The 25,488-nt window shown below is 45.9% G+C and carries 15 protein-coding genes; 7 read left to right on the top strand and 8 right to left on the bottom strand.

The annotated features are described in order from the left end of the window. Nucleotides 1-249: 249 nt before the first annotated feature. The 4 genes from KBW69_RS03485 (at nt 250) to KBW69_RS03470 (ending at nt 7,165) form a co-directional block, all read left to right on the top strand. The gene (locus KBW69_RS03485; protein ID WP_257276317.1) at nt 250-1,053 is read left to right on the top strand and encodes a Cof-type HAD-IIB family hydrolase; all 804 of its coding nucleotides are present in this window, start codon (nt 250-252) and stop codon (nt 1,051-1,053) included. A 288-nt stretch (nt 1,054-1,341) separates the two neighbouring features. Beyond that, nucleotides 1,342-3,078 carry a hypothetical protein gene (locus KBW69_RS03480; protein ID WP_257279925.1) on the top strand — a complete coding sequence of 579 codons (1,737 nt, stop codon included), beginning with the start codon at nt 1,342-1,344 and terminating at the stop codon, nt 3,076-3,078. A 314-nt stretch (nt 3,079-3,392) separates the two neighbouring features. Next, complete coding sequence (locus tag KBW69_RS03475; protein WP_257279924.1) at nt 3,393-5,120, top strand: hypothetical protein; 1,728 nt, start codon at nt 3,393-3,395, stop codon at nt 5,118-5,120. A gap of 314 nt (nt 5,121-5,434) precedes the next feature. After that, nucleotides 5,435-7,165 carry a hypothetical protein gene (locus KBW69_RS03470; protein WP_257279923.1) on the top strand — a complete coding sequence of 577 codons (1,731 nt, stop codon included), beginning with the start codon at nt 5,435-5,437 and terminating at the stop codon, nt 7,163-7,165. A gap of 256 nt (nt 7,166-7,421) precedes the next feature. On the opposite strand, the gene rnt is transcribed toward KBW69_RS03470, so the two are convergent. Then, on the bottom strand, nt 7,422-8,021 hold the full coding sequence (gene rnt / locus KBW69_RS03465) for a ribonuclease T (RefSeq protein WP_257276430.1): 600 nt from the start codon (nt 8,019-8,021) through the stop codon (nt 7,422-7,424). A gap of 92 nt (nt 8,022-8,113) precedes the next feature. Continuing rightward, on the bottom strand, nt 8,114-9,166 hold the full coding sequence (gene pyrC / locus KBW69_RS03460) for a dihydroorotase (protein ID WP_257276426.1): 1,053 nt from the start codon (nt 9,164-9,166) through the stop codon (nt 8,114-8,116). 558 nt (nt 9,167-9,724) lie between these two features. Between pyrC and KBW69_RS03455 the strand changes: the two genes are divergently transcribed. Further along, on the top strand, nt 9,725-10,939 hold the full coding sequence (locus KBW69_RS03455; RefSeq protein WP_257276428.1) for an argininosuccinate synthase: 1,215 nt from the start codon (nt 9,725-9,727) through the stop codon (nt 10,937-10,939). A 277-nt stretch (nt 10,940-11,216) separates the two neighbouring features. On the opposite strand, the gene KBW69_RS03450 is transcribed toward KBW69_RS03455, so the two are convergent. Beyond that, complete coding sequence (locus tag KBW69_RS03450) at nt 11,217-13,655, bottom strand: hypothetical protein (protein WP_257279922.1); 2,439 nt, start codon at nt 13,653-13,655, stop codon at nt 11,217-11,219. A 631-nt stretch (nt 13,656-14,286) separates the two neighbouring features. Here KBW69_RS03450 and KBW69_RS03445 point away from each other — a divergent pair. After that, complete coding sequence (locus KBW69_RS03445; protein ID WP_257279921.1) at nt 14,287-16,842, top strand: hypothetical protein; 2,556 nt, start codon at nt 14,287-14,289, stop codon at nt 16,840-16,842. A gap of 128 nt (nt 16,843-16,970) precedes the next feature. Here the strand turns inward: KBW69_RS03445 and KBW69_RS03440 are convergent, their stop codons facing one another. Then, complete coding sequence (locus tag KBW69_RS03440; protein WP_257279920.1) at nt 16,971-18,251, bottom strand: hypothetical protein; 1,281 nt, start codon at nt 18,249-18,251, stop codon at nt 16,971-16,973. Nucleotides 18,252-18,599: 348 nt separating this feature from the next. On the opposite strand from KBW69_RS03440, the gene KBW69_RS03435 reads away from it, so the two are divergent. Next, nucleotides 18,600-20,315 carry an ankyrin repeat domain-containing protein gene (locus KBW69_RS03435; protein WP_257279919.1) on the top strand — a complete coding sequence of 572 codons (1,716 nt, stop codon included), beginning with the start codon at nt 18,600-18,602 and terminating at the stop codon, nt 20,313-20,315. Nucleotides 20,316-20,385: 70 nt separating this feature from the next. Here KBW69_RS03435 and KBW69_RS03430 read toward each other — a convergent pair whose 3' ends face one another. The 4 genes from KBW69_RS03430 to KBW69_RS03415 all read right to left on the bottom strand — a co-directional run bounded on the left by KBW69_RS03430 (nt 20,386) and on the right by KBW69_RS03415 (nt 25,488). Beyond that, nucleotides 20,386-21,846, bottom strand: coding sequence for a hypothetical protein (locus KBW69_RS03430; protein ID WP_257279918.1), 1,461 nt, complete (start codon nt 21,844-21,846; stop codon nt 20,386-20,388). Nucleotides 21,847-22,065: 219 nt separating this feature from the next. Further along, complete coding sequence (locus KBW69_RS03425) at nt 22,066-23,343, bottom strand: hypothetical protein (protein WP_257279917.1); 1,278 nt, start codon at nt 23,341-23,343, stop codon at nt 22,066-22,068. A gap of 173 nt (nt 23,344-23,516) precedes the next feature. Next, nucleotides 23,517-24,245, bottom strand: a complete 729-nt coding sequence (locus KBW69_RS03420) for a hypothetical protein (protein ID WP_257279916.1) — start codon at nt 24,243-24,245, stop codon at nt 23,517-23,519. 115 nt (nt 24,246-24,360) lie between these two features. After that, nucleotides 24,361-25,488, bottom strand: a complete 1,128-nt coding sequence (locus tag KBW69_RS03415; RefSeq protein WP_257279915.1) for a hypothetical protein — start codon at nt 25,486-25,488, stop codon at nt 24,361-24,363.

The following is a 25,488-nucleotide window of genomic DNA, read 5'->3' as shown; positions in this document are numbered from 1 at the left end:
CAGCGGCTTCTTTCTTTTGATGTTCCTTAAGGGCTAACCCTGCTGGTTATAGCAGTCTGAGAATACTTAACTCATGATCTTTGGTATATTCGGCTATTGTCAGAAAGTGAGACCAATGTGCATAATTTAGAGACCAATACACCTGTTTTATCTGGTTATCACTGTGTCATTCAGCAGGCCAAGAAAGCAGTGTTATCATGGCTGCTAGTGTCAGGATACAGATAAAACGCACTCTCCGATGAGGTATGCATGTATCCCGTTGTTGTCTCTGATCTTGATGGTACTCTTCTCAATGACCAGCATGAGCTAGCGCCCCGCACAAAAGAAGTTATTCGTCGTTTAAGTAGTCAGGGTATCCGTTTTGTCTTTGCTACTGGCAGGCATCACCTGGATGTTGAAGAGATGAGGGCACAGCTGGACATCGACATGTTCACTATTACTTCTAATGGTGCACGTGCACACAATCCTCAGGGGGAGATGATCGTCAGCCATGATCTCAATCCTGCGTTTATCCAGCCTTTAATTGCGATTGGCCGCCGATACAGCGAAACCGTGTTTCAAAGTGTGTACAGTGAAGATAAATGGTATGTCGAGCAGCACCATGAAAACCTGTTGAAGTTTCACAAGGACACAGGTTTCAGTTACACCCTGCAGGATTTGGATACGATTCCTGTCGACAAGATTATCAAAGTGTTCTTTGTAGCCAAAGAGCATAATGAGTTACTTGGTCTGGAGCAGGATATTCATAAAGCTTTCGGCGACTCCGTGAATATGGCTTTCTCCCTGGATACCTGTCTTGAGGTCATGGCGCCAGCCGTGAGTAAAGGTGCGGCTCTGGTAGAAGTCATGAAACTCAAAGGACTAAAGCCCAAAGACGCAGTAGCCTTTGGTGACGGCATGAACGATGTTGAGATGTTGCAGGTTGTTGGCAAAGGATTGGTTATGGGAAATGCTACAGAGCGTTTGAAAGCAAAACTTCCCGATCATCAGGTGATCGGTCAATGCAATCATGATGCTGTTGCTCAATACCTTGAGGAGCATTACCTGAACTGAGTTTCATATAAGCTCAGCAGTGCCCCGGTGAGCATTAATGACTCTCTTTACAAGTTTCTTTGAATTCAGTCAAAAAGCACGGGGAATCAGGTATCCAAAGTCGTATTTTGGCTAACTCTGAGGTTGGAAATCTCAGATTCGACTTGTGGTGCCGCAGTCAGTGCTGAAATTCTGCCCATTTCTAACGCGAGTCAACGTCTCGTGCGGTATTAAGATCCTGGAGTCAGGAAAATCTGAGCTTCTTGTCTAGAATGACTTCGTTATCTCTATTTGAAGCTCAGGTGTTTTATGACTTTTGTTTTTATTGTGCCTATCCTGCTTTTGTCGGGTAGTAGTCAGGCTTTAGTTCCTCACATTTCATCATTCGTTTCCGGCGATGGTGTCGATGCGATTCTTTCTTCTTTTTTACCTGATCCCATTCGTTTACCAAAATCTAACGTTGCTCCGCTGTTATTGTTACAAAAGGGTGAAAAAGGTTCGAAAATCAGTTCGCCTGTCTCTGAAGGAGGTGGTCTGCAGCCGGATAAAGGTACGACGTTTACTGGCTATCCATTCGAATTAAACCGTTATGGCAACGAAGGCAAGGAACAGACCAAAAGCGATGGCAAATCTCCGCCACCGCAGCAAGAGCGACAAAGCAAAAAACAAAGTCATAAAGGGCAGGGCAGTTCTGGCTCTTCAGGCTCTTCAGGCTCAGGTGCAGCCTCAGCATCGGCTTCAGGTAACGATGAGAGTCATGCCAGGCATCTTGAAAAACTGAAAGAAATACTCAGAGCCGCTGAAAAGTCATTGAAAACAATGGATCAGAAAAAAAATATTGATGACTTTAATGCAGAATTGGAAAGATTGTATGCGGCATCCCCCAATATTTTGGAGGAGAAGGGCTCTCTGGAGAGTGGTAAATACCGTTGGAAAGCGATTCTGAGGCTACTTAAGCATCATTTTCCCGGGAAGCTGGAAGGAGGTGAAATGTCACACGTTTTACTTGAATATCCGAGGCTTGCGAGCCTGCCAGAAGATTTAATCAGAGTATTTGCCAGATATGCGATTCCGGAGCTTGTATTACCTGAAGGGGTGCCCAAACAGTCGTTAGTAGACAGCATTGTCAATGCTGCCAGACCGCCGTTAACTCTAAGGTATATGCAAGCTCGACTGGGCTACCCTCAGTGTCTTCAGCAGCTGGTTGGGTTATTTATAACCCAGCTGTCGTTAATGGCAGCAAGTCAATCTAAACAATTTATTTTTCAGGACCATGCGGGCCACGTCAGCATTGTTTCTATCCGGAAAAATACTGAAGGACTTTATCGTGTTTTTGTCGTTGATAGTTTAAGTGTTTTTAAGCGTTACTACGAAGATCAAGTTTATTCGCTCCTGGCACATTTTGTCACTTTAGCTTTAACACTGGCGTTAAGACATCATGGCTTCACTGATTCCCGGTTTTACTTCCTGCCTGAACGTCAGGGCAGTGGCTTTGGCTGTGAGTCATTCATGTTGCACGATCTGGAAACATTGTTGGAATTCCCCATGTTGGCTGGTAACGGATACTATGCGGACAAAGACCCCCTTACCAATGACAATATGGTGCAGTTTTTTTTGCACATAACCTACGGCTTGGATGATGAGCAACTTGGTCGATTGCGAGTCAATGGTGAGATTAAGTCTTTTGTGGGCACGTCAGATAAACCTGCACTTTATACAAATGACCTGAACACCCTTATTGTTACGGCAATCCAAACTTGGAATGTATTGGGGGTGGAACCTGGTTTGTTTAAATTTTATCAATTGCGTCGGTTTCCCCCGAGGTTTGCACATCTGACTCAGGGGCAACAGCGTCTAAATCGGTTGCTTGAAAAATTTCCCGAAGAACGACAAAAAGAGGTAGACAAGGTGGTCGATGAAACTCGGGGCTTGTTGTCCGTCAAAGACGGAACCTGCAATAACAACACTAACCTGGCTGCTACTCTGCTGTGGATGAAAATGAATATTGAATTGCTGGAGATGAACTGCCCCGGGCAGGAAGAATAAAAAATATATACGGAACGTCGCCATCAACGATTGTGATCAACTTCATACCATGAAATTGACTCAGCGTTGGTGATTTGTTCGAGTGGTTGCCATAAACAACCCTCGCAAAAAAATCCGGAACCGATTCACCCGCCACTGATAACCATCTATCTCAACGCTTTGGTAATGCCCGGCCCGGTCACAAAAAAAGGAACCCGGTTTCCGGAAGGCGTCAGGATCATCTACTCATTTCATGTTGGAGAGGAGCAAGTCAGGAAAATCTGAGTTTCTTGTCTAGAATGATCTCTTTATCTCTATTTGAAGCCAGGTATTTTATGACTTTTGTTTTTATTGTGCCTATTCTGCTTTTGTCGGGTAGTAGTCAGGCTTTAGTTCCTCACATTTCATCACTCGCTTCCGGCGAGGGTGTCGATGCGATTCTTTCTTCTTTCTTGCCTGATCCCATTCGTTTACCAAAATCTAACGTTGCTCCGCTGTTGCTATTACAAAAGGGTGAAAAAGGTTCGATAATCAGTTCGCCTCTCTCTGAAGGAGGTGGTCTGCAGCCGGATAAAGGTACGACGTTTACTGGCTATCCATTCGAATTAAACCGTTATGGCAACGAAAACAAGGAACAGACTAAAACCGACGGTAAATCTCCGCCACCGCAGCAAGAGCGACAAAGCAAAAAACAAAACGATAAAGGGCAAGGCGCTTCTGGCTCTTCAGGTTCCTCAGGCTCTTCAACGTCAGCATCGGCATCAGGTAACGATGAGAGTCGTGCCAGGCATCTGGAAAAACTGAAAGAAATACTCAAAGCCGCTGAAAAGTCATTGAAAACAATGGATCAGAAAAAAAATATTGATGACTTTAATGCAGAATTGGAAAGATTGTATGCGGAATCCCCCGATATTTTGCAGGAGAAGGGTTCTCTGGAGAACGGTGAACACCGTTGGAAAGCCATTCTGAGGCTGCTTAAGCATCATTTTCCCGGCAAGCTGGAAAAAGGTGAAATGTCACACGTTTTACTTGAATATTCCAGGTTTGAGAGCCTGTCAGAAAATTTAATCCGATTATTTGCCAAAGATGTGCTGGGGCTTGTTTTACCTCAAGAGATGCCCAAGCAGGCGTTAATTGAGAAGATTAAGAGTGTTGCTAACCCACTCACTATGAAGTTTGTACAAACTTATCTCGGCAGCTCTCAGTGTCTTCTGCAGCTGATTGGGTTATTTATAACCCAGCTGCCGTTAATGGCAACAGGTGAATCTAAAAATTTTATTTTTCAGGATCAAACCGGTCATTTTAGCGTCCTTTCTATCCGGAAAAATGATAAAGGGCGTTATCGTGTTTTTACCGTTGATAGCTTAAGTGTTTTTAAGCGTTGCTACGAAGATCAAGTTTATTCGTCTCTGGCACATCTTGTCGGTTTAGCTTTAACGTTGGCGTTAAAATATCATGGCTTTACTGATTCCCGGTTTTACTTCCTGCCTGAACGTCAAGGTAGTGGCTTTGACAATGTTTCATTCATGTTACACGACCTGAAAACATTGTTGGAATCCCCCTTAATGGCTGGTAAAGGTTATTATGCGGACAAAGAACCTCTTACTAACGACAATATGGTGAAGTTTTTTTTGCACATAACGTTTGGCGTGGATACTGAGCAACTCGGTCGATTGAGAGTCAATGGAGAGATTAAGTATTTTACGGACACAGCAGACAATCCCGCACTTAATACACATGACCTGAACACCCTTATTCTTATGTCGCTCGAAACTTGGAGTGGATACGGGCTGGAACCAGATTTGTTTAAATTTTTTCAATTGAGTTGGTTTCCCCCGAGGTTTGCCTATCTGACCCAAGGGCAGCAGCGTTTAGAGGGGTTGCTTGAGAAATTCCCTGAAGAACGACAAAAAGAGGTAGACAAGGTGGTCGATGAAACTCGGGGCTTGTTATCAGTCAAAGACGGAACCTGCAATAACAACACTAACCTGGCAGCTACTCTGCTGTGGATGAAAATGAATATTGAATTGCTGGAGATGAACCGCCCCGGGCAGGAAGAATAAAAAATATATACGGAACGTCGCCATCAACGATTGTGATCAATTTCATACCATGAAATTGACTCAGCGTTGGTGATTTGTTCGAGTGGTTGCCATAAGCAACCCTCGCAAAAAAATCCGGAACCGATTCACCCGCCACTGATAACCATCTATCTCAACGCTTTGGTAATGCCCGGCCCGGTCACAAAAAAAGGAACCCGGTTTCCGGAAGGCGTCAGGATCATCTGCTCATTTCATGTTGGAGAAGACCAAATCAGGAAAATCTGAGTTTCTTGTCTAGAATGATTTCTTTATCTCTATTTGAAGCCAGGTATTTTATGACTTTTGTTTTTATTGTGCCTATTCTGCTTTTGTCGGGTAGTAGTCAGGCTTTAGTTACTCACATTTCATCACTCGCTTCCGGCGAGGGTGTCGATGCGATTCTTTCTCCTTTCTTGCCTGATCCCATTCGTTTACCAAAATCTAACGTTGCTCCGCTGTTGCTATTACAAAAGGGTGAAAAAGGTTCGATAATCAGTTCGCCTCTCTCTGAAGGAGGTGGTCTGCAGCCGGATAAAGGTACGACGTTTACTGGCTATCCATTCGAATTAAACCGTTATGGCAACGAAAACAAGGAGCAGACTAAAACCGACGGTAAATCTCCGCCACCGAAGCAAGAGCAACAAAGTAAAAAGCAAAGCGATAAAGGGCAAGGCGGTTCTGGCCCTTCAGGTTCCTCAGGTTCTTCAACGTCAGCATCGGCATCAGGTAACGATGAGAGTCGTGCCAGGCATCTGGAAAAACTGAAAGAAATACTCAAAGCCGCTGAAAAGTCATTGAAAACAATGGATCAGAAAAAAAATATTGATGACTTTAATGCAGAATTGGAAAGATTGTACGCGGAATCCCCCGATATTTTGCAGGAGAAGGGTTCTCTGGAGAACGGTGAACACCGTTGGAAAGCGATTCTGAGGCTGCTTAAGCATCATTTTCCCGGCAAGCTGGAAAAAGGTGAAATGTCACACGTTTTGCTTGAATATCCAAAGCTTGAGAGCCTGCCAGAAAATCTAATCAGAATATTTGCCAAATATGCACTTCCGGAGCTTGGATTACCTGAAGGGTTGCCCAAACAGTTGTTATTAGACAACATTGTGAATGCTGTCAGCCCTTCAAAGTTAAAGTATATGCAAACTCATCTGGGCCACCCTCAGTGTCTTCAGCAGCTGATTGGGTTATTCATAACCCATCTGCCGTTAATGGCAACAGATGAATCTAAAAATTTTATTTTTCAGGATCAAACCGGTCATTTTAGCGTCTTTTCTATCCGAAAAAATGATAATGGGCGTTATCGTATTTTTGTCGTTGATAGTTTAAGTGTTTTTAAGCGTCACTATGATGGTCGGGTTTATTCGTATTTGGCACATTTTGTCAGTTTGGCTTTAACACTGGCGTTAAAATATCATGGCTTTACTGATTCCCGGTTTTACTTCCTGTCTGAACGTCAAGGTAGCGGCTTAGGCAGTGAGTCATTCATGTTACACGACCTGAAAACATTGTTGGAATTCCCCATGTTGGCGGGTAACGGTTATTATGCGGACAAAGAACCTCTTACTAATGGCAATATGTTCAAGTTTTTTTTGAACATAACGTATGACTTGGACGCTGAGCAACTCGGTCGATTGCGAGTCAATGGGGAGATTAAGTATTTTACGGACACAGTAGATAAACCTGCACTTGATGCACGTGACGTGAACACCCTTATCTCTGTGTCGCTCGATACCTGGAGTGTATTGGGGCTGGAACCAGATTTGTTTAAATTTTATCAATTACGTCAGTTTCCTCAGAGGTTTGCACATCTGACCCAAGGGCAGCTGCGTCTGAAGCAATTGCTTGAGACATTCCCTGAACAACAACAACAAGAGGTGGACAAGGTAGTTGATGACACTCGGGGCTTGTTGTCTGGTAATGATGGAATCTGCAATAACAACACTAATCTGGCTGCTACTCTGCTGTGGATGAAAATGAATATTGAGTTACTGGGTATGAAGCGCTCCGGGCAGGAAGAATAAAAGAGATATCCGGAATTTCGCCACCAATGGTTGTGATCAATTTCAAACCATGAAATTTACTCAGCCTTGGTGATTTGTTCGAGTGGTTGCCACAAGCAACTCTCTCAAAAATTCCGGAACCCATTTATCTTCACACCCACCCACCAATCACAGTGCTCTGGTAATACCCGGCCCAGTCACAAAAAAAGTGCCCAGTTGCCAGGAGGCATCAGGGCCATCAAACCAGGCAAAGACAACAATGGTACTACAAGCCTCTTTACAACCAGCCGCCCAGATCCTTCCAGCGATTGACGATAGAGCAGAACAGCTCGGCGGTTTTCTCTGTATCATAACGAGCGGAGTGGGCTTCGCCCTTATCGAAATGAATCTCTGCGGCTTCGCAGGCTCTGGCCAGCACTGTTTGCCCATAAGCCAATCCTGACAGGGTAGCGGTATCAAAGCAGGAGAAGGGATGAAAAGGATTACGTTTGATATCACACCGCTCTGCTGCGGCCATCAGAAAACCAAGGTCAAATGACGCATTGTGACCCACCAGTACTGCCCGGTTGCAACCCTGCTTCTTAACTTCCTTGCGTACTGTTTTGAAGATACTGTTCAGTGCTTGTTCTTCTTCAGTGGCAATACGAAGCGGGTGGAAGGGATCAATACCGATAAACTCTATCGCCGACTGTTCAATATTGGCACCTTCAAAGGGTTTAATATGGAAAGACTGAGGCTTACCGGGGTGCACATAGCCGCTTTCGTCCATTTCAATGACTACTGCCGCAATTTCCAGCAGGGCATCGGTGACGGAATTGAAACCTCCGGTTTCCACATCCACCACAACGGGTAAAAAACCACGAAAGCGGTTGGCCATCAGATGGCTGTCATCGACCACGGAATCTCCTTAATTCTTTCAGAGTCAATGGAAAGTCAGCCATCTGAAGGCAGACTTTCCGGTCTTCAGTGTCAGTTCAGGTCTTGCAAGCGCCAGCTCAGGGTTTCGCCTGCACGCAGAGGAATCACCTGATTGTCTCCCAGAGGGATGGACTCTGGCAATTGCCATTCTTCCTTAATCAGGCTTACTGAAGTCTGGTTTCTGGGCAGAGCGTAAAAATCCGGACCAAAGTGGCTGGCAAATCCTTCCAGTTTATCCAGTGCATTCATGCTCTCAAAGGCTTCAGCATACAATTCCAGGGCTGCCGGTGCGGTATAGCAACCTGCACAGCCACAGGCGGTCTCTTTGGCATCTACGGTATGAGGTGCAGAGTCGGTGCCGAGGAAAAATTTCGGGTTGCCACTGGTTGCGGCTTCGAGCAGAGCCTGCTGGTGGATATTACGCTTCAGGATCGGCAGGCAGTAGTAATGAGGGCGAATCCCTCCTGCCAGCATATCGTTGCGATTGTACAGCAGGTGGTGTGCAGTAATTGTTGCGGCTACATTGCTGTGGCTGCTTTTGACAAATTCGACAGCATCAGCGGTGGTAATGTGTTCCATAACCACTTTCAGGTCAGGGTGCCGAAGAGTAATGTCTCGCAGGTAGCGATCAATGAAAACTTTTTCACGATCGAAGATATCAATATCTTTGTCAGTAACTTCAGCGTGTACCAGCAGTGGCAGGCCCACCTCCGTCATAGCGATCAGACTTTCTTCAATGTTGCTGATGTCGGTGACACCGGAGTCAGAGTTGGTGGTTGCCCCGGCTGGATAGAGTTTCAGAGCTTTGACATCGCCTCTGGCCTTGGCTTCGCGAACTATTTCGGGTGTGGTGTTATCTGTCAGGTACAGCGTCATCAGTGGTTCAAAATGAACGCCCGCAGGTACATGCTCAAGGATTCGGGCCTTGTAAGCGGCAGCGTCATCGGCATTCAGCACCGGTGGACGCAGGTTGGGCATAATAATAGCGCGGGTAAAATTCCTGGCTGCAGAACGCACCGTTTCGGCCAGGGCTGCGTTGTCTCTCAGGTGGATATGCCAGTCATCAGGGCGTGTCAGGGAGATCTTTTCTTTCGCTATGGGCATTTGCGTCATCTTCTGAAGAGTACCTGTTCCAGAGAAGGAAAGAGTGACTGCTGAATAGCAACAGTGTAAACGTGTTTTTCTCACGAGTCCGCTAAATACAGCAAAGGATGATCAAAAAACACGTTAATAATGTGTTGTAGATTGGAGAGTCAGGAAGACTCTCTTCACTGAGGTGGCATCGTATCTAAAATTATGCTGGCTTGGTAGTGATATTTACCCATCGCATAGTGCCTTTCAACCGGTTTTCAGGACTTCAAGAGTAGTGCTTTTCCAATTGTTTGCACATTATTTGGTCTCTATCTGATCAGGTAGACTGCCTGTGAGATTTCTGGTCTGGAAAATAAGGGAGTATTCGAGAATAATGGTGTCCGCTTTGTCGCTATCCGAAGTCGGTTGGGTGGTTTCCACATCGGGCTTGTGGAGCTGTGAGGTAGCCATCAAACAATGAAGTGATGAATTTATATTCTGGTTTAATGAATAAATATTGATTTTCAATGCTGGATCATCAATACTCTCTCACAAATCAGGTTTTACCGTATCGGGAATTGGGAGTGCTCGGTGAAAGAGATCAAAAAAGTAGTACTGGCCTATTCGGGTGGGCTGGATACCTCAGTCATTGCTAAATGGCTGGAAGATACTTATCAGTGCGATGTTGTAACATTTACTGCCGATCTGGGTCAGGGCGAAGAAGTTGAGCCTGCCAGAGCCAAGGCAGAAGCTTTGGGCATCAAAGAGATCTATATCGAAGATCTGCGTGAAGAGTTTGTACGGGATTTTGTGTTTCCGATGTTCCGGGCCAATACCCTCTACGAAGGAGAATACCTGCTGGGCACTTCTATTGCCCGCCCTCTGATTTCCAAGCGACTGATAGAAATTGCCAATGAGACGGGGGCCGATGCCATCTCCCACGGAGCTACCGGCAAGGGCAATGACCAGGTGCGTTTTGAACTGGGTGCCTATGCCCTCAAGCCCGGTGTGCAGGTTATTGCTCCCTGGCGTGAGTGGGATCTGAATTCCCGTGAAAAACTGCTGGCCTATTGTGAAGAGCACGGTATCCAGGTTGAGAAGAAGAAAGGTAAGTCTCCTTATTCTATGGATGCCAACTTGCTGCACATCTCCTACGAAGGTGGCATTCTGGAAAATCCCTGGGCTGAAGCCGAAGAAGATATGTGGCGTTGGAGCGTATCTCCGGAAAAGGCCCCGGACCAGCCACTGTATCTGGAACTGACCTATAAGAAAGGCGACATCATTGCCATTGATGGACAGGAAATGACACCTGCAACTGTGTTGACTTACCTCAACAAAGTCGGTGGAGAAAATGGCGTGGGACGTCTGGACATTGTCGAGAATCGTTATGTCGGTATGAAGTCTCGTGGTTGCTATGAGACTCCCGGTGGTACCATCATGCTGAAGGCACACAGAGCGATCGAATCCATCACGCTTGATCGTGAAGTGGCGCATCTTAAAGACGAGCTTATGCCTAAGTATGCGAAACTGATTTACAACGGTTACTGGTGGTCTCCCGAGCGTGAGATGCTTCAGAAGATGATTGATGAAAGTCAGGAGTGCGTGAACGGTGTCGTACGACTGAAGCTCTATAAGGGTAATGTAGTGGTTGTTGGTCGTCAGTCTGATGACTCCCTGTTTGATGAGAATATTGCCACGTTTGAAGATGATGCCGGTGCTTATGATCAGGCAGATGCTGAAGGCTTTATTAAGCTGAATGCATTGAGGCTGAGAATTGCTGCCAACAAAGGGCGTAATCTTAATTAAGTGAGCGAGATATTGCTCGCGGAAATCACTTCATAATCTGCCTCCTGCTTCGGCGGTTGTATAGCCCTGGTTCCCACCCTCTCCAGTGTGGGAACCCGTGCCTTGTTTCAAATTTTAGAGCCCGTTTTTCGGAGTAAACAGATGTCTGCACAAAGAGGCTGTCTCGAAACCCTCAAACAAGTGCAATTTTAGTTTAGGTAAACAGTCTCTTTTCCAGCCCCGGGACTGCTCCTGAAAAGCCACTGAGTCCGGGGAAAGGGCAGTGTCAGATCAAGTCTTACTTATGAACTTTACCTGCTGGATTACTGCATTCATCACCTGGAGTTACACCAATCTGCTTACGTTTTCGATGTCTTCTTTTGTGCTGAGACAGGGCTTGAGCATTTTTACTGACCCTTCCGCATGGCTGCATTTGGCCGTCCTTCCCAACCACACGTATGTAGCAGATTTGTTGCCCGGTGTGCTCTTTTCTTTTGTGATACGACAGGTATTTAGCATTCTTACAGATCTCTCCGCATGGCCGCAATAGGCCGTCATCCCCAATCACGCTAACCTTACAGCTTTGTTGCCCGGTGTGGTGTATTCTTTTGTGATCCAACAGGGCGCGAGCATTCTTGCAGACCTTCCCACATGCCCGCAACTGACCATCCTCTCCAACCATTGCTAATTCACAGGATTTTTGCCCGCTGTGATATCCGATTTTGTGATCAGACAGGACTTTAGAATTCTTGCAGATTTTACCGCATGGCCGCAGCTGACCATCCTCTCCGACCACTGCTACTTCACAGGACTTTTGCCCGCTGTGTTCTCCGATTTTGTGATTTGACAAGACTCTGAAACTCTTGCAGATTTTTCCACATGGCCGCAGCAGCCCGTCCACCCCGACAACAATTGCATCACAGGTTTGTTGCCCGGAGTGATTTCTTTTTTTGTGTTCCGACAGGGCTAGAGCACTTTTACAGACTGTTCCGCATGGCTGCGGCTGGCCATCCTCCCCGACTATGGTTTCGTCACAGGTTTTTTGCCTGTTGTGGTTTCTTCTTATGTGAGCCAACAGGGAGCGAGAATGCTTGCAGACCTTACCGCATGGCTGAAGCTGACCATCCTTCCCGGTCACGATCGCGTCACAGGTTTGTTGTTGCCCGGAGTGGTATCTATTTTTGTGATTCGAGAGGTCTTGAGCATGCTTGCAGACCGTCTTGCAGGGCCTTAGCTGGCCATCTTTCCCAACCACAGTTACATCACAGATTTTTTGCCCGGTGTGAACTTTGCTTTTGTGAACCGACAGAGAAGCAGCATTCTTGCAAACCACCCCGCAAGGCTGCGGCTGACCATCCTCCCTGATGACAGTCAGGTTACAGGTTTGTTGCCCGGTGTGGGCTCTGCTTTTGTGAGCCGACAGAGAGGTTGCATTCTTGCAGATTATCCCGCATGGTCGCGGTTGACCATCCCGGGTCACGATCACGTCACAGATTAATTGTCTGCTGTAGTGCTTATTATTAGGTTCCGATAGAGCCTGTTGCCAATATTTAGCTCCTTCGGGAGCAAGGTAGCCAGTCTCTGGTATCGCCAGATGATCATTGACTGGTTCTTTAGTGGCATTTGTATAGGCGGCTCCGGTGCTCAGTGAGTCTATGCTGGCCCAGTCAAAGTCGATCCCATCCAATTCGATCCCATCCAAGTCGATCCCATCAAAGCCAGTCCCATCAAAGCCGACCCTGTTTATGGGGTTAAAGCTATTAGCTGGGTTGACGTCAATACCACGCATCTGTGGCTCAAACAGTTGATAAGAATCAAATGAGATCTGAGTGTCAGGGTGATTATTCAATACTTTGAAACTTGATTTGTTTTGGGAAGGTGTCATGTTTAGAAGATCAAAATGATCCGTGTTACTAAGGTGGTATCCATCCGCCAAATCAGAGGATGAGCCATTTCCGGCAGTCGACATGTTTTCTGAATTCAGCGTCGATTCAGCGAGCTCTTTGCAACCGGATAATAGTCGGAATTGACAAACGCCACGACAGGGATGGAAGAAACAATTAAAACCCAAAGTATGTGAGTGTTGATGAGGGTCCGGGTTACCACCCCCATAGTCAGTATTTTGGGGTGCAGTAAACGAGGCCTGTGGGCGGCTTGTAGCTGCCGGGGCTTGCTGGTCCGGTGATTCTGATGGCTGGTATTGATGTTGATCATGTCCGGAGCCAAACATTATGGTAATGGCCGCAAGCGGGTGATCATGACTGGACTCTTGCTGTTCAATCGGGTTTAACAGAGGTGGACCTGGGTTCCAATAGCTTTTTAAAAACCAACCGACCGATATAACCACATCCAGAGGTAGCCATGAATAAGGAAGGCTTCGAGGAGTCTCTTTGGTGATTGGGATCAGTTCGTAGACAACCAGCCTATGAGTAGCGTAAAGCAATTGCCACGAAATCGATTCAACAAGGGGCGTTTTTCCCCCGGAACCCTCGGGTTTTTGTGCTTTGTCATCAGATGGCGAATCTGTTTCTGCATAGCTGTTTGAGTCGACAGTATCTGATGACGGGGTGCCCGGCCATGTGTGTCGATCACGCTTTGTAGAAAAGTTCTGGTTTGTAAAACCTGCATGCTGTTCAAGTTCGACAACAAAACGTCTCGTCAACGACTTGGCCTGGCAGATGACTGACAATAACAGGAACAGCAACAGCGGTGCTACAAAGAGTGAGTGTCTAATCATTCTGTCCTTGCTATCTGGTCTACAGAGAGGAAGGATAGATCACCTCACGAAATAGGGTGTCGTAAATATCTGCGTTCACATGCTTCAGTGTTGAAATCCAGACGTTTTCTCAAGTTGCACAGATCATTTTTCGTTGTGTATACATTCCCAGGCAAAGAGGTTGTTGCAAAAGCAGCAGGTAAAGCCAGGCCACTTGTTAACGCTGCATCGGTGAAGGGGGGCACTTCTGCGGTAGCCTCTGGAGCGTGGAAACGAATTGAATCACGTTTTTATCATTCATCAGATTCATGTTTTTGATTTAATAGCATCAATGCAGGATATTTAGCTTCTTATTTAGTGGGGTTGTTTTGTTAATAGAATGAAATATTGAGTAACAAAAGAAAACCGAAGCCCTTTAATAAGGTGACCTGCATCAATGAATTGGTGTTTTCATGGTCTTTCGGGTTAAGTCGATTGTTTTAATTCAATATCCTTTCTGCTGTCAATTGATCTTGTTGTAGCGCCTGCTGGTTTGCTTACTGCACAGATAAAAGTGCGAATAGTTTTGGGCGAATTGAGATCAAAATTTCTTGTTAATAAGCTTATTTAAATACCCTTCACCGAGAGTGATGAAAAATAATTACAAGGAAAAATGATGCAGTACACACGTTTAGCCAAAGCGATTGCATTGACTCTACCTGCTATGTTGCTGGCAGGTTGTGATGATGTTCTAAACGACGATGTTGATGAAGTTACCCTGCAACCCCAGACGTTGAAGTTTGATCCAGCCAATGGTGTTATTCCTTACCCCAACGATATTGTTGGGCTCGATGAAGATGGCACACTGAAAGTACCCGGAGAGACAGATTGGGCTGATACTCCGGGTGATAGCCCTAATACCTTTTGGAACTACTATGGCACTCAGCAGTGGGGTACATCGGTTCCAATGGTTCTGGAATTTGTCAAGGCTCCGGAAGAATCCGGGGGCTCACCCGGCATTGATCCGGCTACGTTTCAGGGAAGCATTAAAATGTTCCGTGAAAACGCTGACGGCACGCTTGAAAGTCTTATTTGGAATGAAGATTTTCGAGCGATTCTGGCAAAAGCGGGCACTATTAATATTGAGCCTCTGAAGCCTTTTGATGAAGATACCCGCTATTTTGTCACTCTGACAACGGGAGTTAAGGATGTTCATGGTCAATCTTTGCAGGCTTCATCTGCCTATAAGCAGCTCTTAAGCAGTAATGATGAAATGGGGCTGCATTTGCAGGATGTGATTGATCGGTTGGCAGGGGCTGGTATTTCTGACAACAGTATTATATATGCGGCTGATTTTACTACGGGCACTAATGTTAGTGTGATTCGACCTGTTGTTGAAAACTACCTTAATGAGTACTCATCAGACACCAAGATCACAAATTTAGTACCAGAGGCTGTTCCATCAGATCAGAAAAATACGCTTGTTGCAGGGTTTTCTGATCTGCTGAAGAAGGAAGGCGTGTCCATTCCAGAACCAGATTCGACAGAAACGCCTGAATACCGGGTTTTCTCTGCGACCATCAACTTGCCGGCCTATCTGGACACACCTGAGATGGGGCAGAACTGCGATTACAATGAATATGTTGACAGTATGCAGGAAGGTGGCAGCCATGACAGTCATCCTGAGAACTTCAATGAGTACAGGGTGGCACCACAGGTATTCTGCTCAGGCGCTTTCAGTTATTTCCAAACAAACGACGGTACGCCTATCAATGCCAGCAATGCTTCTGATATCCGAGTGTTTAAAGAGCCGGATCAAAATGCCATAAATGCCAGAATCTATCTGCCTTCTGGTGCAGTTCCCGCTGACGGATTTAAAGTGGTTATGCATAGCCACGGCTTCGGTAGTTCAAAAGATGAGGCTGAGCTGTTTGCTGAACAACTGGTTGGATCCGGTTATGCTGTGGTTGCCATCGACCATCCTCTGCACGGTGACAGAGTAGTAGATATTGATGGCGACGGTGTCGCTGATCTGGATGCTTCGGTTCGTCGGACTGATTATGCCAGTCCTGAAAATCTGTTAACCACCCGTGGCTTTATGTGGCAGGTGGCTCTGGATTATGTCGGCATTCGCATGGCTATTGCCAATGGTGTGGGAGACGATCAGGGTAATACGCTTCTTGATACCGGGAATGTACATATGTTAGGGAGTTCGCTGGGAGGAATTCACAGCACTATTATCTCTGGAATGATCAGAGATGCTCAGGAGAATATACCCGCTTATAAAGAGCAACTGGATCTGAAGACAACAACGGTGAATGTACCCGGTGCTGGTGTAGCCACCGTTCTGATGCAGTCTCCTGTTCTATTTCCCGAATTGCAAGAAGACGTTCTGCACTCTGCTGCTTTCCGTTTATTTATGGCTGAAAAACTGGGTTTATATAATCCTGTAACAGAGCTTTCTAAAGATGAAAAAGTGGCGGCTCTCGATAAAACCGATGAGTATCGCGATGGCTTGGAAGGTGTCGATCTGACCCGGACCGATCAGATTACTGATGAGGAAATACGTCAATTGGCCGATGACGTGCTGGCAGCCAGTGCTGCCATGGGTAACTCATCACCAGCTGACTTTGCTGAATTTGAAGAGCAAATCTGGGTAGCCTACGAAAGCCCTGCCGAGATTGCTTATCAGGCCATTATTGATCCTTCCGATCCGATCAGTTATGCCAGGGTGCTGGCTCAATATCCCGATGAGCCCATTCTGTTGAGTGAAGCGGTCGGAGACGGTTCAAACGATTTGAATATAGCGGGTCTTGCTATTGCTCTGGCGACAGAGGGTAATGAATACAATCCGGGTGACTTTGTGATTGTAAACCAAGCGGATGAAATGCCTCTGGGTGGTACAGATCCTCTGATCAGAACATTAGGTTTGGATCTGCTGGTTGGTGGTGAAAATGGTGAAAAGAGCGTTACCACCATCCGTGGCGCTTCCCGTTATGGTTATGGCACTCATATGTCCAGTTTTGTTCCTATGCCTTTGGCTATAATCGATCCGGATCTGCTGCCCAATGACATGCAAGTTCATAATAGCATTGTTAAAGCCACTCTTTCATTCATGGACTCGAACGGGTCTTTTGTGGAAGTTAAAAACTATGGCCTTACCAATGGCGATAATCTTTTGCTGCCTGAAGAGGATTTCCCGGAGCAGCCAGAGTATAAGAGGAGATAATTCTTGCTTTAAAGAGGGTGTTGCATAATCCTGGTTCCCAAGCTTTTAGGCACTGCGGGTCTCAGTTTGGGAACGAGTCAGAGAAGGGCTGCATTTATCAACAGTCTCTTGGTACGCCCTAAAACACTCTATTTTTTCCTTTGTTCCTCAAATTCACTCTTTGCCAATTGGTAACCGGGAGCACCAGGAGCATAATAGAGTTCATTAAACAAGTCTTCGGTTTTAATACTTCCCAAAAAACCACATGTCAGTGAAGATTCGTAGCTTGTTTTTTTTGCAGTGCCAATTATTGTGAATATCATCTTGCCTCTATAGTAGATGCGATGATAACCGGTAACACTGCCATCACACTCTGGACGGACACTAAACGGTTGTGAAATTTTTGAAATATCGGAAGGTTCAAGATGTTCAAGTAACTCGATGGCATTCCTGAATACCTGGATATCCGGAGAAGGAGATTCTGCTTTGGAATGCACATCATTTTCAATGAGAATAGTCATTAACCAATTCATTTGCTTTATGATTCGTGACACAAAGACTCTGGTTTTGTACGCTACTTTTGCGTCAGCCTGATGGGCCTGTGATGGAAGGGGTTGTATTTCTGTCATTGCATAATGAGCGCGGCCTAACGATTTTTCTGCGGAAATCAGTGCCCCTTCAGCGAACTCACTTCTATTGGGTGCTTTTCGGAGTTCACAAACGCCGTGACAGGAATCGGCGTAACACGCTAAACCCAGAGTATGTTGGTCTTGTTCGGGGCCTTCGTTACCGCCACCAGAGCCAGACGACAGGAGACTGTTGACAGAGCCTGTAGCATGAGTGGTTACCCCAGAGGCTTGCTGACCGGATGATTGTGATGGCGGGTTTTGTTGGTCACTTTGTTTTAGGTTGCAGTGTTGTTGGTTTTGTTCAGGAAGCGTCGTTGTGGTGATCGTAAACGGGTCATCCTGACTTACCTCCAGTTGATCTCTTGGGTTAAACAGCAGTGAATCGGGATTCCAATAGTGTTCTAAAAACCAGCCGACAGCGACAAACGCCTCTTCAGGTACCCATGAATAAGGTTTGCCGCCAAGAGCGGCACCATGGGTAGTCAGGATCAGTTCGTAAGCAATCAGCAGATTGGTGACGCGAAGCAACTGCCATGAAATAGACTCAGTAAAGGTCGTTGTTAACCCGTAACCGCCAAGTCTGAGTGGTGTGTCATCAGGCGGCAAAAAACCTGCATAATCGTTTGTGTCGGTAAGGTACTTCGGATTGTCCAACAATGTATTCAGGTCGTGCTTAACAAAAAAGCTCTGATAGGTCTGTTGATGCTCCATAACAAAACGCCTTGTCAACGATTCTGCCTGACAGATGACAGATATAGACAGAAGCAGCAACAGCCGCGCCGCAAAGAACGATTGTTTCATTATTCGATCCATGCATTACCAGATTCGTAGTCGGGAAAGGTAGATCAGGGAAGTAGCAAATCAAGAAAATATGCGTGTCTTGCTGTCTATAACAAAAGGTTGCACTGATATGGCAAAATATGTCCCTCATATTCACTTTTTGCAGACTGGTAGTCGGGAGCATCAGGAGCATAATAGAGTTCATTAAATAAGTCTTCGGTTTTAATAGTTCTGCGTATTCTGGCATCTTCTTCCCGACGCATTTTTATCTGATGCAACCTTTGGTTTTTGACAAAAAAACCGTTTTTTTGATTTATCACTTTCCCGATCTATTTTTTTCTTTATAAATTAGAGCGTAGAGATGGAATAATGAGAAACTCATTCTTTGCGACACTGCTAGCGATAATATCTGTCTTCTGCCAAGCCGAAGTGTTGACAATGCGTTTTGTTGTCGATTCTCAACAGGATGCAGGCTTTTCAAACCAGGGCTTTTCTATAAAGAGTGATCTCAATACACTGCCGCATATCCCTTCAGACATCGCTGGCAAAGATGGCTATCCAGGGTCAGATTTTCTGTCTTCTGATAAACGACATGGACTTAGCGGTTATGAGCTAAAGGCAGCCCTTACCAAGTCCATTTCAGTGCAATGGCTTTACGCTACGAATCTGGTGCTTGCTTACGAACGGGTCTTTACCATCCATGACGCCGCTCTGGGCGTCAAGCCGATTTCATGGCTACCTTTAGAAGTGTTTGTCCTTATTGGTTTACTTTTGAAAAGCTATTGGAAACCCGATTCACTGCTTTTTAACCCGATAGAACAACTGGTGGTCAGTCAGGATGAGCCATTTGCGATCACCTCTATGATGCTCCCCGGAAATGACCAACAGTACGGCCAACAAAACCAGCAGCCATCATCATCCAGTCAGCAAGCCTCAGGAGCTACCTCCACCCAACTTAACGGTTATTCTACCAGCCCTCTGTCTTCTGGTTCTGGTGGCGGTAACGAAGGCTCCGAACAACACCAGCATACTTTGGGTTTGGATTGTTACGTCGATTCCTGTCATGGCGTTTGTAAACTCCGATCATCAACCGATAGCAAAGAGTCCGCTGAAGGGCCGCTGAATAATGGTGTTTTTCCAGCTCAATTCTGCACTGAACGCACTGATATCATCCAGGCAATCGGCTATGTTAGCGTGTCTGTTTCATCCATAAATCCAGAAATGGTGTGCACCTTGCTTAATCAAGGGTTTGATGCAAATGCTCGGGGCCACAAGGGTTCACTACTGCATTATGCGGTATGGGCAGGTCAGAGTAATACTGTCGAATTTCTGTTGGCTCATGGTGCTGACCCCAATGCCCCGGACCGCACAGGTCGCTGTCCGCTATGGTTTGCGGTATGGGATGGACATGTTCAAATCGTTGAGCTGCTGTTGCATAGCGGTGCCAGTCTGTATCATTACAGCTATTCTGCCCGTGCGCTGCTGTTGTGCGGGGCGATTCGCAGTGGTCCGCAAATGACAGCCATCCTTCTGGCCAACGGCGTGGAGCCGAATGATCCCGGAGGCATGATATTTCCTTTGTCTGTGGCGGTAGGCGCACTTTTTCCGCGTCTAGAGGCGACTAAGCTCATGCTGGCCAATGGTGCCAAGCCAAATGCTCGTGATTTTATGGGCGTGAAAGTTGTTCATCGAGCTCTGCAAAATATGCTAGGTTATTTTCATTACCCAAAAAAAGCAGAAATCATCACCCTTTTGCTGGACAACCACTTTGATCCATATGAGCAGTTTCGGGTTTGCCCAAATAGCGGTAATGATCACAATAAGCCCGATTTTAGCCTGCTTCATGAGGCTGAAAAGTTCGGGCATATCAAAGCTGTTAACATCCTGAAGAATTATACGCCGAAACTTTATCAACCGGCGTCGTTACAGTGTTGGGCCCGTGCCTCTATCCGCTCGCGGCTGATACAGAACCGGATTAACCTGGCGCCGGCCCTGTCCACCAATTCTCATTGCCTGCAGCAGCTGCCCAGGCACCTGAAAGTTTTTTTGTACCGACCGTTATCCTTTCAGGACAGCAGCAATTAAGAACTTACCGGCTCAGTGGTCTGGAAATTCTCTTGCTGGATTAGCCAGTGTACCTTCCCTGACTATTCTATTATCTCTTGAATGCCTCATATTCATTTTTTGTAGATTGGTAACCGGGTGCACCAGGAGCGTAATAGAGTTCATTAAATAAGTCTTCAGTTTTAATCTTTGCTGATTCCCCAGATGTCCAGCGTTCTGCAAATCTGGTTTCACTTTCAGTTTGTGTCACCGTGAATAACACATTATCCCTGTAATAGACGATGTACCAAGTATCGCTGTAGCCACTACAGTGTGAACAGTCACAATTCGAGTCAGTCATTTCAGAACCTTGTGAAATATCGGAAGGGTCAAGATATTCAAGTAGTTCGATAGCATTCCTGAATGCCTGAATATCCGGGGTAGGGGGTTCCGTTTTATAATGCACATCGTTTTCAATGAGAATAGTGATTAACGAGTTCATGTGCTCTATGATTTCAGAGACAGTATTACCCGCTGTTTCGTTTGATTCATCTATTTCGGTGCCAGGCACGGCGTTAACAAGTGACTCAGAATGCTCATCTACTTCCTCTAACTTGGGCTTTTTCGCCTTTTGCCCTGTCTCATCTTTGCTTGCTTCTTCTGTGGCATCTTCATTCGATCTTTTGCGAAGCCAACACGATGAAGTCTCGGTTTTACTCGCTTCTTCTGTGGCATCCTCATGGGCGTGTGGCTGAGAGGGTGGTGTTTCTCTCGTCTCATGATGAGTGTGTTCTGTCGGACTTTCTGCGAAAGTCAGCGTCCCTTCAGCTGATTCACCGCCGTTGGATGCTTGTCGGAGTTTACAAACGCCGTAACAGGAATCGACGTAACAATCCAAACCCAGTGTGTGCTGGACTTGTTCAGGACCATCATTACCGCTGCCAGAGCCAGACGACAAGGGGCGGGTGACAGACCCACCGACATGGTTAGTTGTCCCTGAGGTTTGCTGGCCGGATGATTCTGATGGCGGGTTTTGGTGGTCACTTTGTTGTTGGTTTTGTCCGGGGAGCGTCATAGTCGTGATCACAAACGGCTCATCCTGACTGACCTCCAGTTGATCCCCGGGGTTAAAGAGCAGTGAATAGGGGCTCCAGTAACTTTTTAAAAGCCAGCCGACAGCGACAAACGCTTCTTCAGGTATCCATGAATAAGGTTTGCCCCTCAGAGCAGTGTCTCTGGTGGTCAGGATCAGTTCGTATGCAACCAGCACGTTGGTGGCGTAAAGCAATTGCCATGAAATGGACTCAATAAAGGTCATTGTTATCCCGTAACCGCCAGGCTTGTGTTGTTTGTCACCGGGCGGCAAAAAAACCGAATAGCCGTTGGTGTCGGCAAGGTACCTCGGATTGTCCGACAATGAATTCAGGCTGCGCATAACAGAAAAGCTCTGAGTGGTCTGTTTATGCTCGATAACAAAACGTCTTGTTAGAGATTCTGCCTGACAGATAGCAGACAGAGGCAAAAGCAGCAACAGCATTGCCGCATAAAGCGATTGTTTCATTATTCGATCCATACGTTACTAATTTTGAAGTGAGGAAAGGTAGATCAGGGAAGTGGTAATTCAAGAAAATAAGCATGTTGTGCTGTCAAAAACCAAAGGTTGTACTGATATGGGTTGAAAAGATATTGCCTGCCCGGTTGTCCATTGCAACCGTAGTAGGACAGCCTTAAGTCCGACAGGCTGCTAGTGCACCTGAACATTCACAAGAGTCGTTTGTAGTTTAACTGACTTCTATTTTTTCCTTTGCTCCTCAAATTCACTTTTTGCAGATTGGTAACCGGGAGCATCAGGAGCATAATAGAATTCATTAAATAAGACTTCGATTTTAATACTTACTAAAAACCCGCATGTCAGAGGTGATTGGAAGCTTGTTTTATTTGCAGTGCGAAATACAGTGAATATCATCTTGCCTCTGTAATAGACGTGATAACAGGCATCAGCATCAGCATCATCCCAGACATCACACTCTGGATAGAGACTAAACGGTTCTAAATCTGTTGAAATATCGGAGGGATCAAGAAGTTCAAGTAACGTGATGGCATTCCTGAATAACTCAATATCCGGAGAAGGGGATGTCGCTTTGGAATGCACGTCGTTTATGATGTGAGTCATTATTAGTCGATTCATGTGTTTTATGATTCGTGACACAGTGATACTGGCTTTGCTCGCTACATTTGCGTCAGTCTCATGGGTCTGTGGATGAAGGGGTTGTGCTTCTGTCATTGCATGATGAGCGTTGACTATCGAGCTTTCTGCGGAACTCACTGCCCCTTCAGCTGACTCACTTCTATTGGATGCTTGTCGGAGCTTACAAACGCCATGACAGGAATCGACGTAACAACCCAAACCCAAAGTATGCTGGTCTTGTTCAGGGCCTTCATTGTCACCGCCAGAGCCAGACGACAGGGGGCTGGGGACAGAGCCTCTGACATGGCCAGTTGCCCCTGAGGCTTGCTGGTCGGATGATTCTGATGTCGGGGTTTGCTGGTCACTTTGTTGTTGGTTTTGTCCGGGGAGCATCATAGTGGTGATTGCAAACGGCTCATCCTGACTGACCTCCGGTTGACCTCTCGGGTTAAAGAGCAGTGAATCGGGGTTCCAGTAACTTTTTAAAAGCCAGCCAACAGCGACACGCGCTTCTTCAGGTATCCATGAATAAGGTTTGCCCCTCAGAGCCGCATCCCTGGTGGTCAGGATCAGTTCGTATGCAACCAGCACGTTGGTGGCGTAAAGCCATTGCCATGAAATGGACTTAATAAAGGTCATTTTTAGTCCGTAATCGCCATGTTTGTGTGGTTTGTCATCGGGCGGCAAAAAACCTGCATTGCCGTTGGTGTCGGCAAGGTACTTCGGATTGTCCAACAATGAATTCAGGCTGCGCTTAACAGAAAAGCTCTGGGTGGACTCTTTATACTCGACAACAAAACGTCTTGTTAACGATTCTGCCTGACAGATGGCAGACATGGATAGAAGCAGTGACAGCAGAACCGCAAAGAACGATTGTTTCATTCTTAGATCCATACGTTACTAATTTTTTAGTGACCAAAGATAGATGAGGGTGGTGGTAATTCAAGAAAATAAGTGTGTTTTACTGTCAAAGCCAAAGGCTGCACTGATATGACCATCAGGCTACTTGTGCAGCTGAAAGACGGCAGACGTTGTTTAAACTTTTCCTGACTGTTCTACTGTTTTCTGTACTCCTCAAATTCACTTTCTGCAGATTGGTAACCGGGAGCACCAGGAGCATAATAGAGTTCAGTAAATAAGGCTTCGGTTCTAATAGTTACTAAAAATCGAGTATTAAAGCTCAGTTTAATTGCAGTACGTATTATAGTGAATATCAACTCACCCTTATAATAGACATAATAATGAGCATTAGGCTCATTAACTGGACAGATACTAAACAGACTGGAACATCTTGAAATATCGGAAGCGTCAAGATGTTCAAGTAACTTGATGGCATTCCTTAATACCTGAATATCCGGAGAAGGGGATTTTGCCTTGGAATGCACGTCGTTTTTGATGTGAGTAGTTATTAACTCATTCATGTGTTTTATGATTTGTGACACAACGACCTTTTTAGATTGGTAACCGGGAGCACCAGGAGCATAATAGAGTTTATTAAATAAGGCTTCGGTTCTAATAGTTAATAAAAATCGAGAATTAAAGCTCAGTTTACTTGTAGTACGTATTATAGTGAATATCAACTCACCCTTATAATAGACATGATAATGAGCATTAGGCTCATCATCTGGACAGATACTAAACGGCTTCGTACATCTTGAAATATCGGAAGCGTCAAGATGTTCAAGTAACTTGATGGCATTCCTGAATACCCGAATATCCGGAGAAGGGGATTTTGCCTTGGAATGCGCGTCGTTTTTGATGTGAGTAGTTATTAACTCATTCATGTGTTTTATGATTAGTGACACAACGAGATTTGCAGTTTGGTGACCGGGAGCACCAGGAGCATAATAGAGTTTATTAAATAAGGCTTCGGTTCTAATAGTTACTAAAAACCGAGAATTAGCTCAGTTTACTTGCAGTACGTATTATAGTGAATATCAACTCACCCTTATAATAGACATGATAATGAGCATTAGGCTCATCATCTGGACAGATACTAAACGGCTTCGAACATCTTGAAATATCGGAAGCGTCAAGATGTTCAAGTAACTTGATGGCATTCCTTAATACCTTAATATCCGGAGAAGCGGATTTTGCCTTGGAGTGCACGTCGTTTTCGATGTGAGTAGTTATTAACTCATTCATGTGTTCTATGATTTGTGACACAACGACACTGGCTTTGTTCGTTACATTTGCGTCAGTCTCATGGGTCTGTGGATGAAGGGGTTGTGCTTCTGTCATTACATGATGAGTTTGGTCTGTCGAACTTTCTGCGGAACCCACTGCCCCTTCAGCTGACTCACTACTATCGGGTGCTTGTCGGAGTTTACAAACGCCATGACAGGAATCGACGTAACAATCCAAACCCAAAGTATGCTGGTTTTGTTCAGGGCCTTCATTGTCACCGCCAGAGCCAGACGACAGGGGGCGGGTGACAGAGCCTCTGACATGGCCAGTTGCCCCAGAGGTTTGCTGGCCGGATGATTGTGATGCCGGGTTTTGCTGGTCCCTTTTTTGTTGGTTTTGTCCCGGGAGCATCATAGTGGTGATTGCAAACGGCTCATCCTGACTGACCTCCAGTTGACCCCTCGGGTTAAACAGCAGTGAATCGGGGTTCCAGTAACTTTTTAAAAGCCAGCCGGCAGTGACCAACGCTTCTGCAGGTATCCATGAATAAGGTTTGCCCCTCGGAGCCGCGTCCCTGGTGGTCAGGATCAGTTCGTATGCAACCAGCACGTTGGTGGCGTATAGCCATTGCCATGAAATGGACTTAATAAAGGTCATTTTTAGCCCGTAATCGCCATGTTTGTGTGTTTTGTCATCGGGCGGCAAAAAACCTGCATAGTCGTCGGTGTCGGCAAGGTACTTCGGATTGTCCAACAATGAATTCAGGCTGCGCTTAACAGAAAAGCTCTGGGTGGTCTCTTTATACTCGACAACAAAACGTCTTGTTAACGATTCTGCCTGACAGATGGCAGACAGAAACAAAAGCGGCAACAGCCGTGTAGCAAAAAGCGATTGTTTCAT

Source organism: Endozoicomonas sp. ISHI1, assembly GCF_024606225.1.
Classification (GTDB): domain Bacteria; phylum Pseudomonadota; class Gammaproteobacteria; order Pseudomonadales; family Endozoicomonadaceae; genus Endozoicomonas_A.
Note: the sequence above shows the minus strand (reverse complement) of the source record. Positions and strands in the feature narration are given on the sequence as shown.

Coding starts and splice junctions, on each gene's coding strand:
- KBW69_RS03485 (WP_257276317.1), top strand. CDS start 250: ATGTATCCCGTTGTTGTCTCTGATCTTGATGGTACTCTTCTCAATGAC.
- KBW69_RS03480 (WP_257279925.1), top strand. CDS start 1,342: ATGACTTTTGTTTTTATTGTGCCTATCCTGCTTTTGTCGGGTAGTAGT.
- KBW69_RS03475 (WP_257279924.1), top strand. CDS start 3,393: ATGACTTTTGTTTTTATTGTGCCTATTCTGCTTTTGTCGGGTAGTAGT.
- KBW69_RS03470 (WP_257279923.1), top strand. CDS start 5,435: ATGACTTTTGTTTTTATTGTGCCTATTCTGCTTTTGTCGGGTAGTAGT.
- rnt (WP_257276430.1), bottom strand. CDS start 8,021: ATGGCCAACCGCTTTCGTGGTTTTTTACCCGTTGTGGTGGATGTGGAA.
- pyrC (WP_257276426.1), bottom strand. CDS start 9,166: ATGCCCATAGCGAAAGAAAAGATCTCCCTGACACGCCCTGATGACTGG.
- KBW69_RS03450 (WP_257279922.1), bottom strand. CDS start 13,655: ATGATTAGACACTCACTCTTTGTAGCACCGCTGTTGCTGTTCCTGTTA.
- KBW69_RS03445 (WP_257279921.1), top strand. CDS start 14,287: ATGATGCAGTACACACGTTTAGCCAAAGCGATTGCATTGACTCTACCT.
- KBW69_RS03440 (WP_257279920.1), bottom strand. CDS start 18,251: ATGAAACAATCGTTCTTTGCGGCGCGGCTGTTGCTGCTTCTGTCTATA.
- KBW69_RS03435 (WP_257279919.1), top strand. CDS start 18,600: ATGAGAAACTCATTCTTTGCGACACTGCTAGCGATAATATCTGTCTTC.
- KBW69_RS03430 (WP_257279918.1), bottom strand. CDS start 21,846: ATGGATCGAATAATGAAACAATCGCTTTATGCGGCAATGCTGTTGCTG.
- KBW69_RS03425 (WP_257279917.1), bottom strand. CDS start 23,343: ATGAAACAATCGTTCTTTGCGGTTCTGCTGTCACTGCTTCTATCCATG.
- KBW69_RS03420 (WP_257279916.1), bottom strand. CDS start 24,245: ATGAATGAGTTAATAACTACTCACATCAAAAACGACGCGCATTCCAAG.
- KBW69_RS03415 (WP_257279915.1), bottom strand. CDS start 25,488: ATGAAACAATCGCTTTTTGCTACACGGCTGTTGCCGCTTTTGTTTCTG.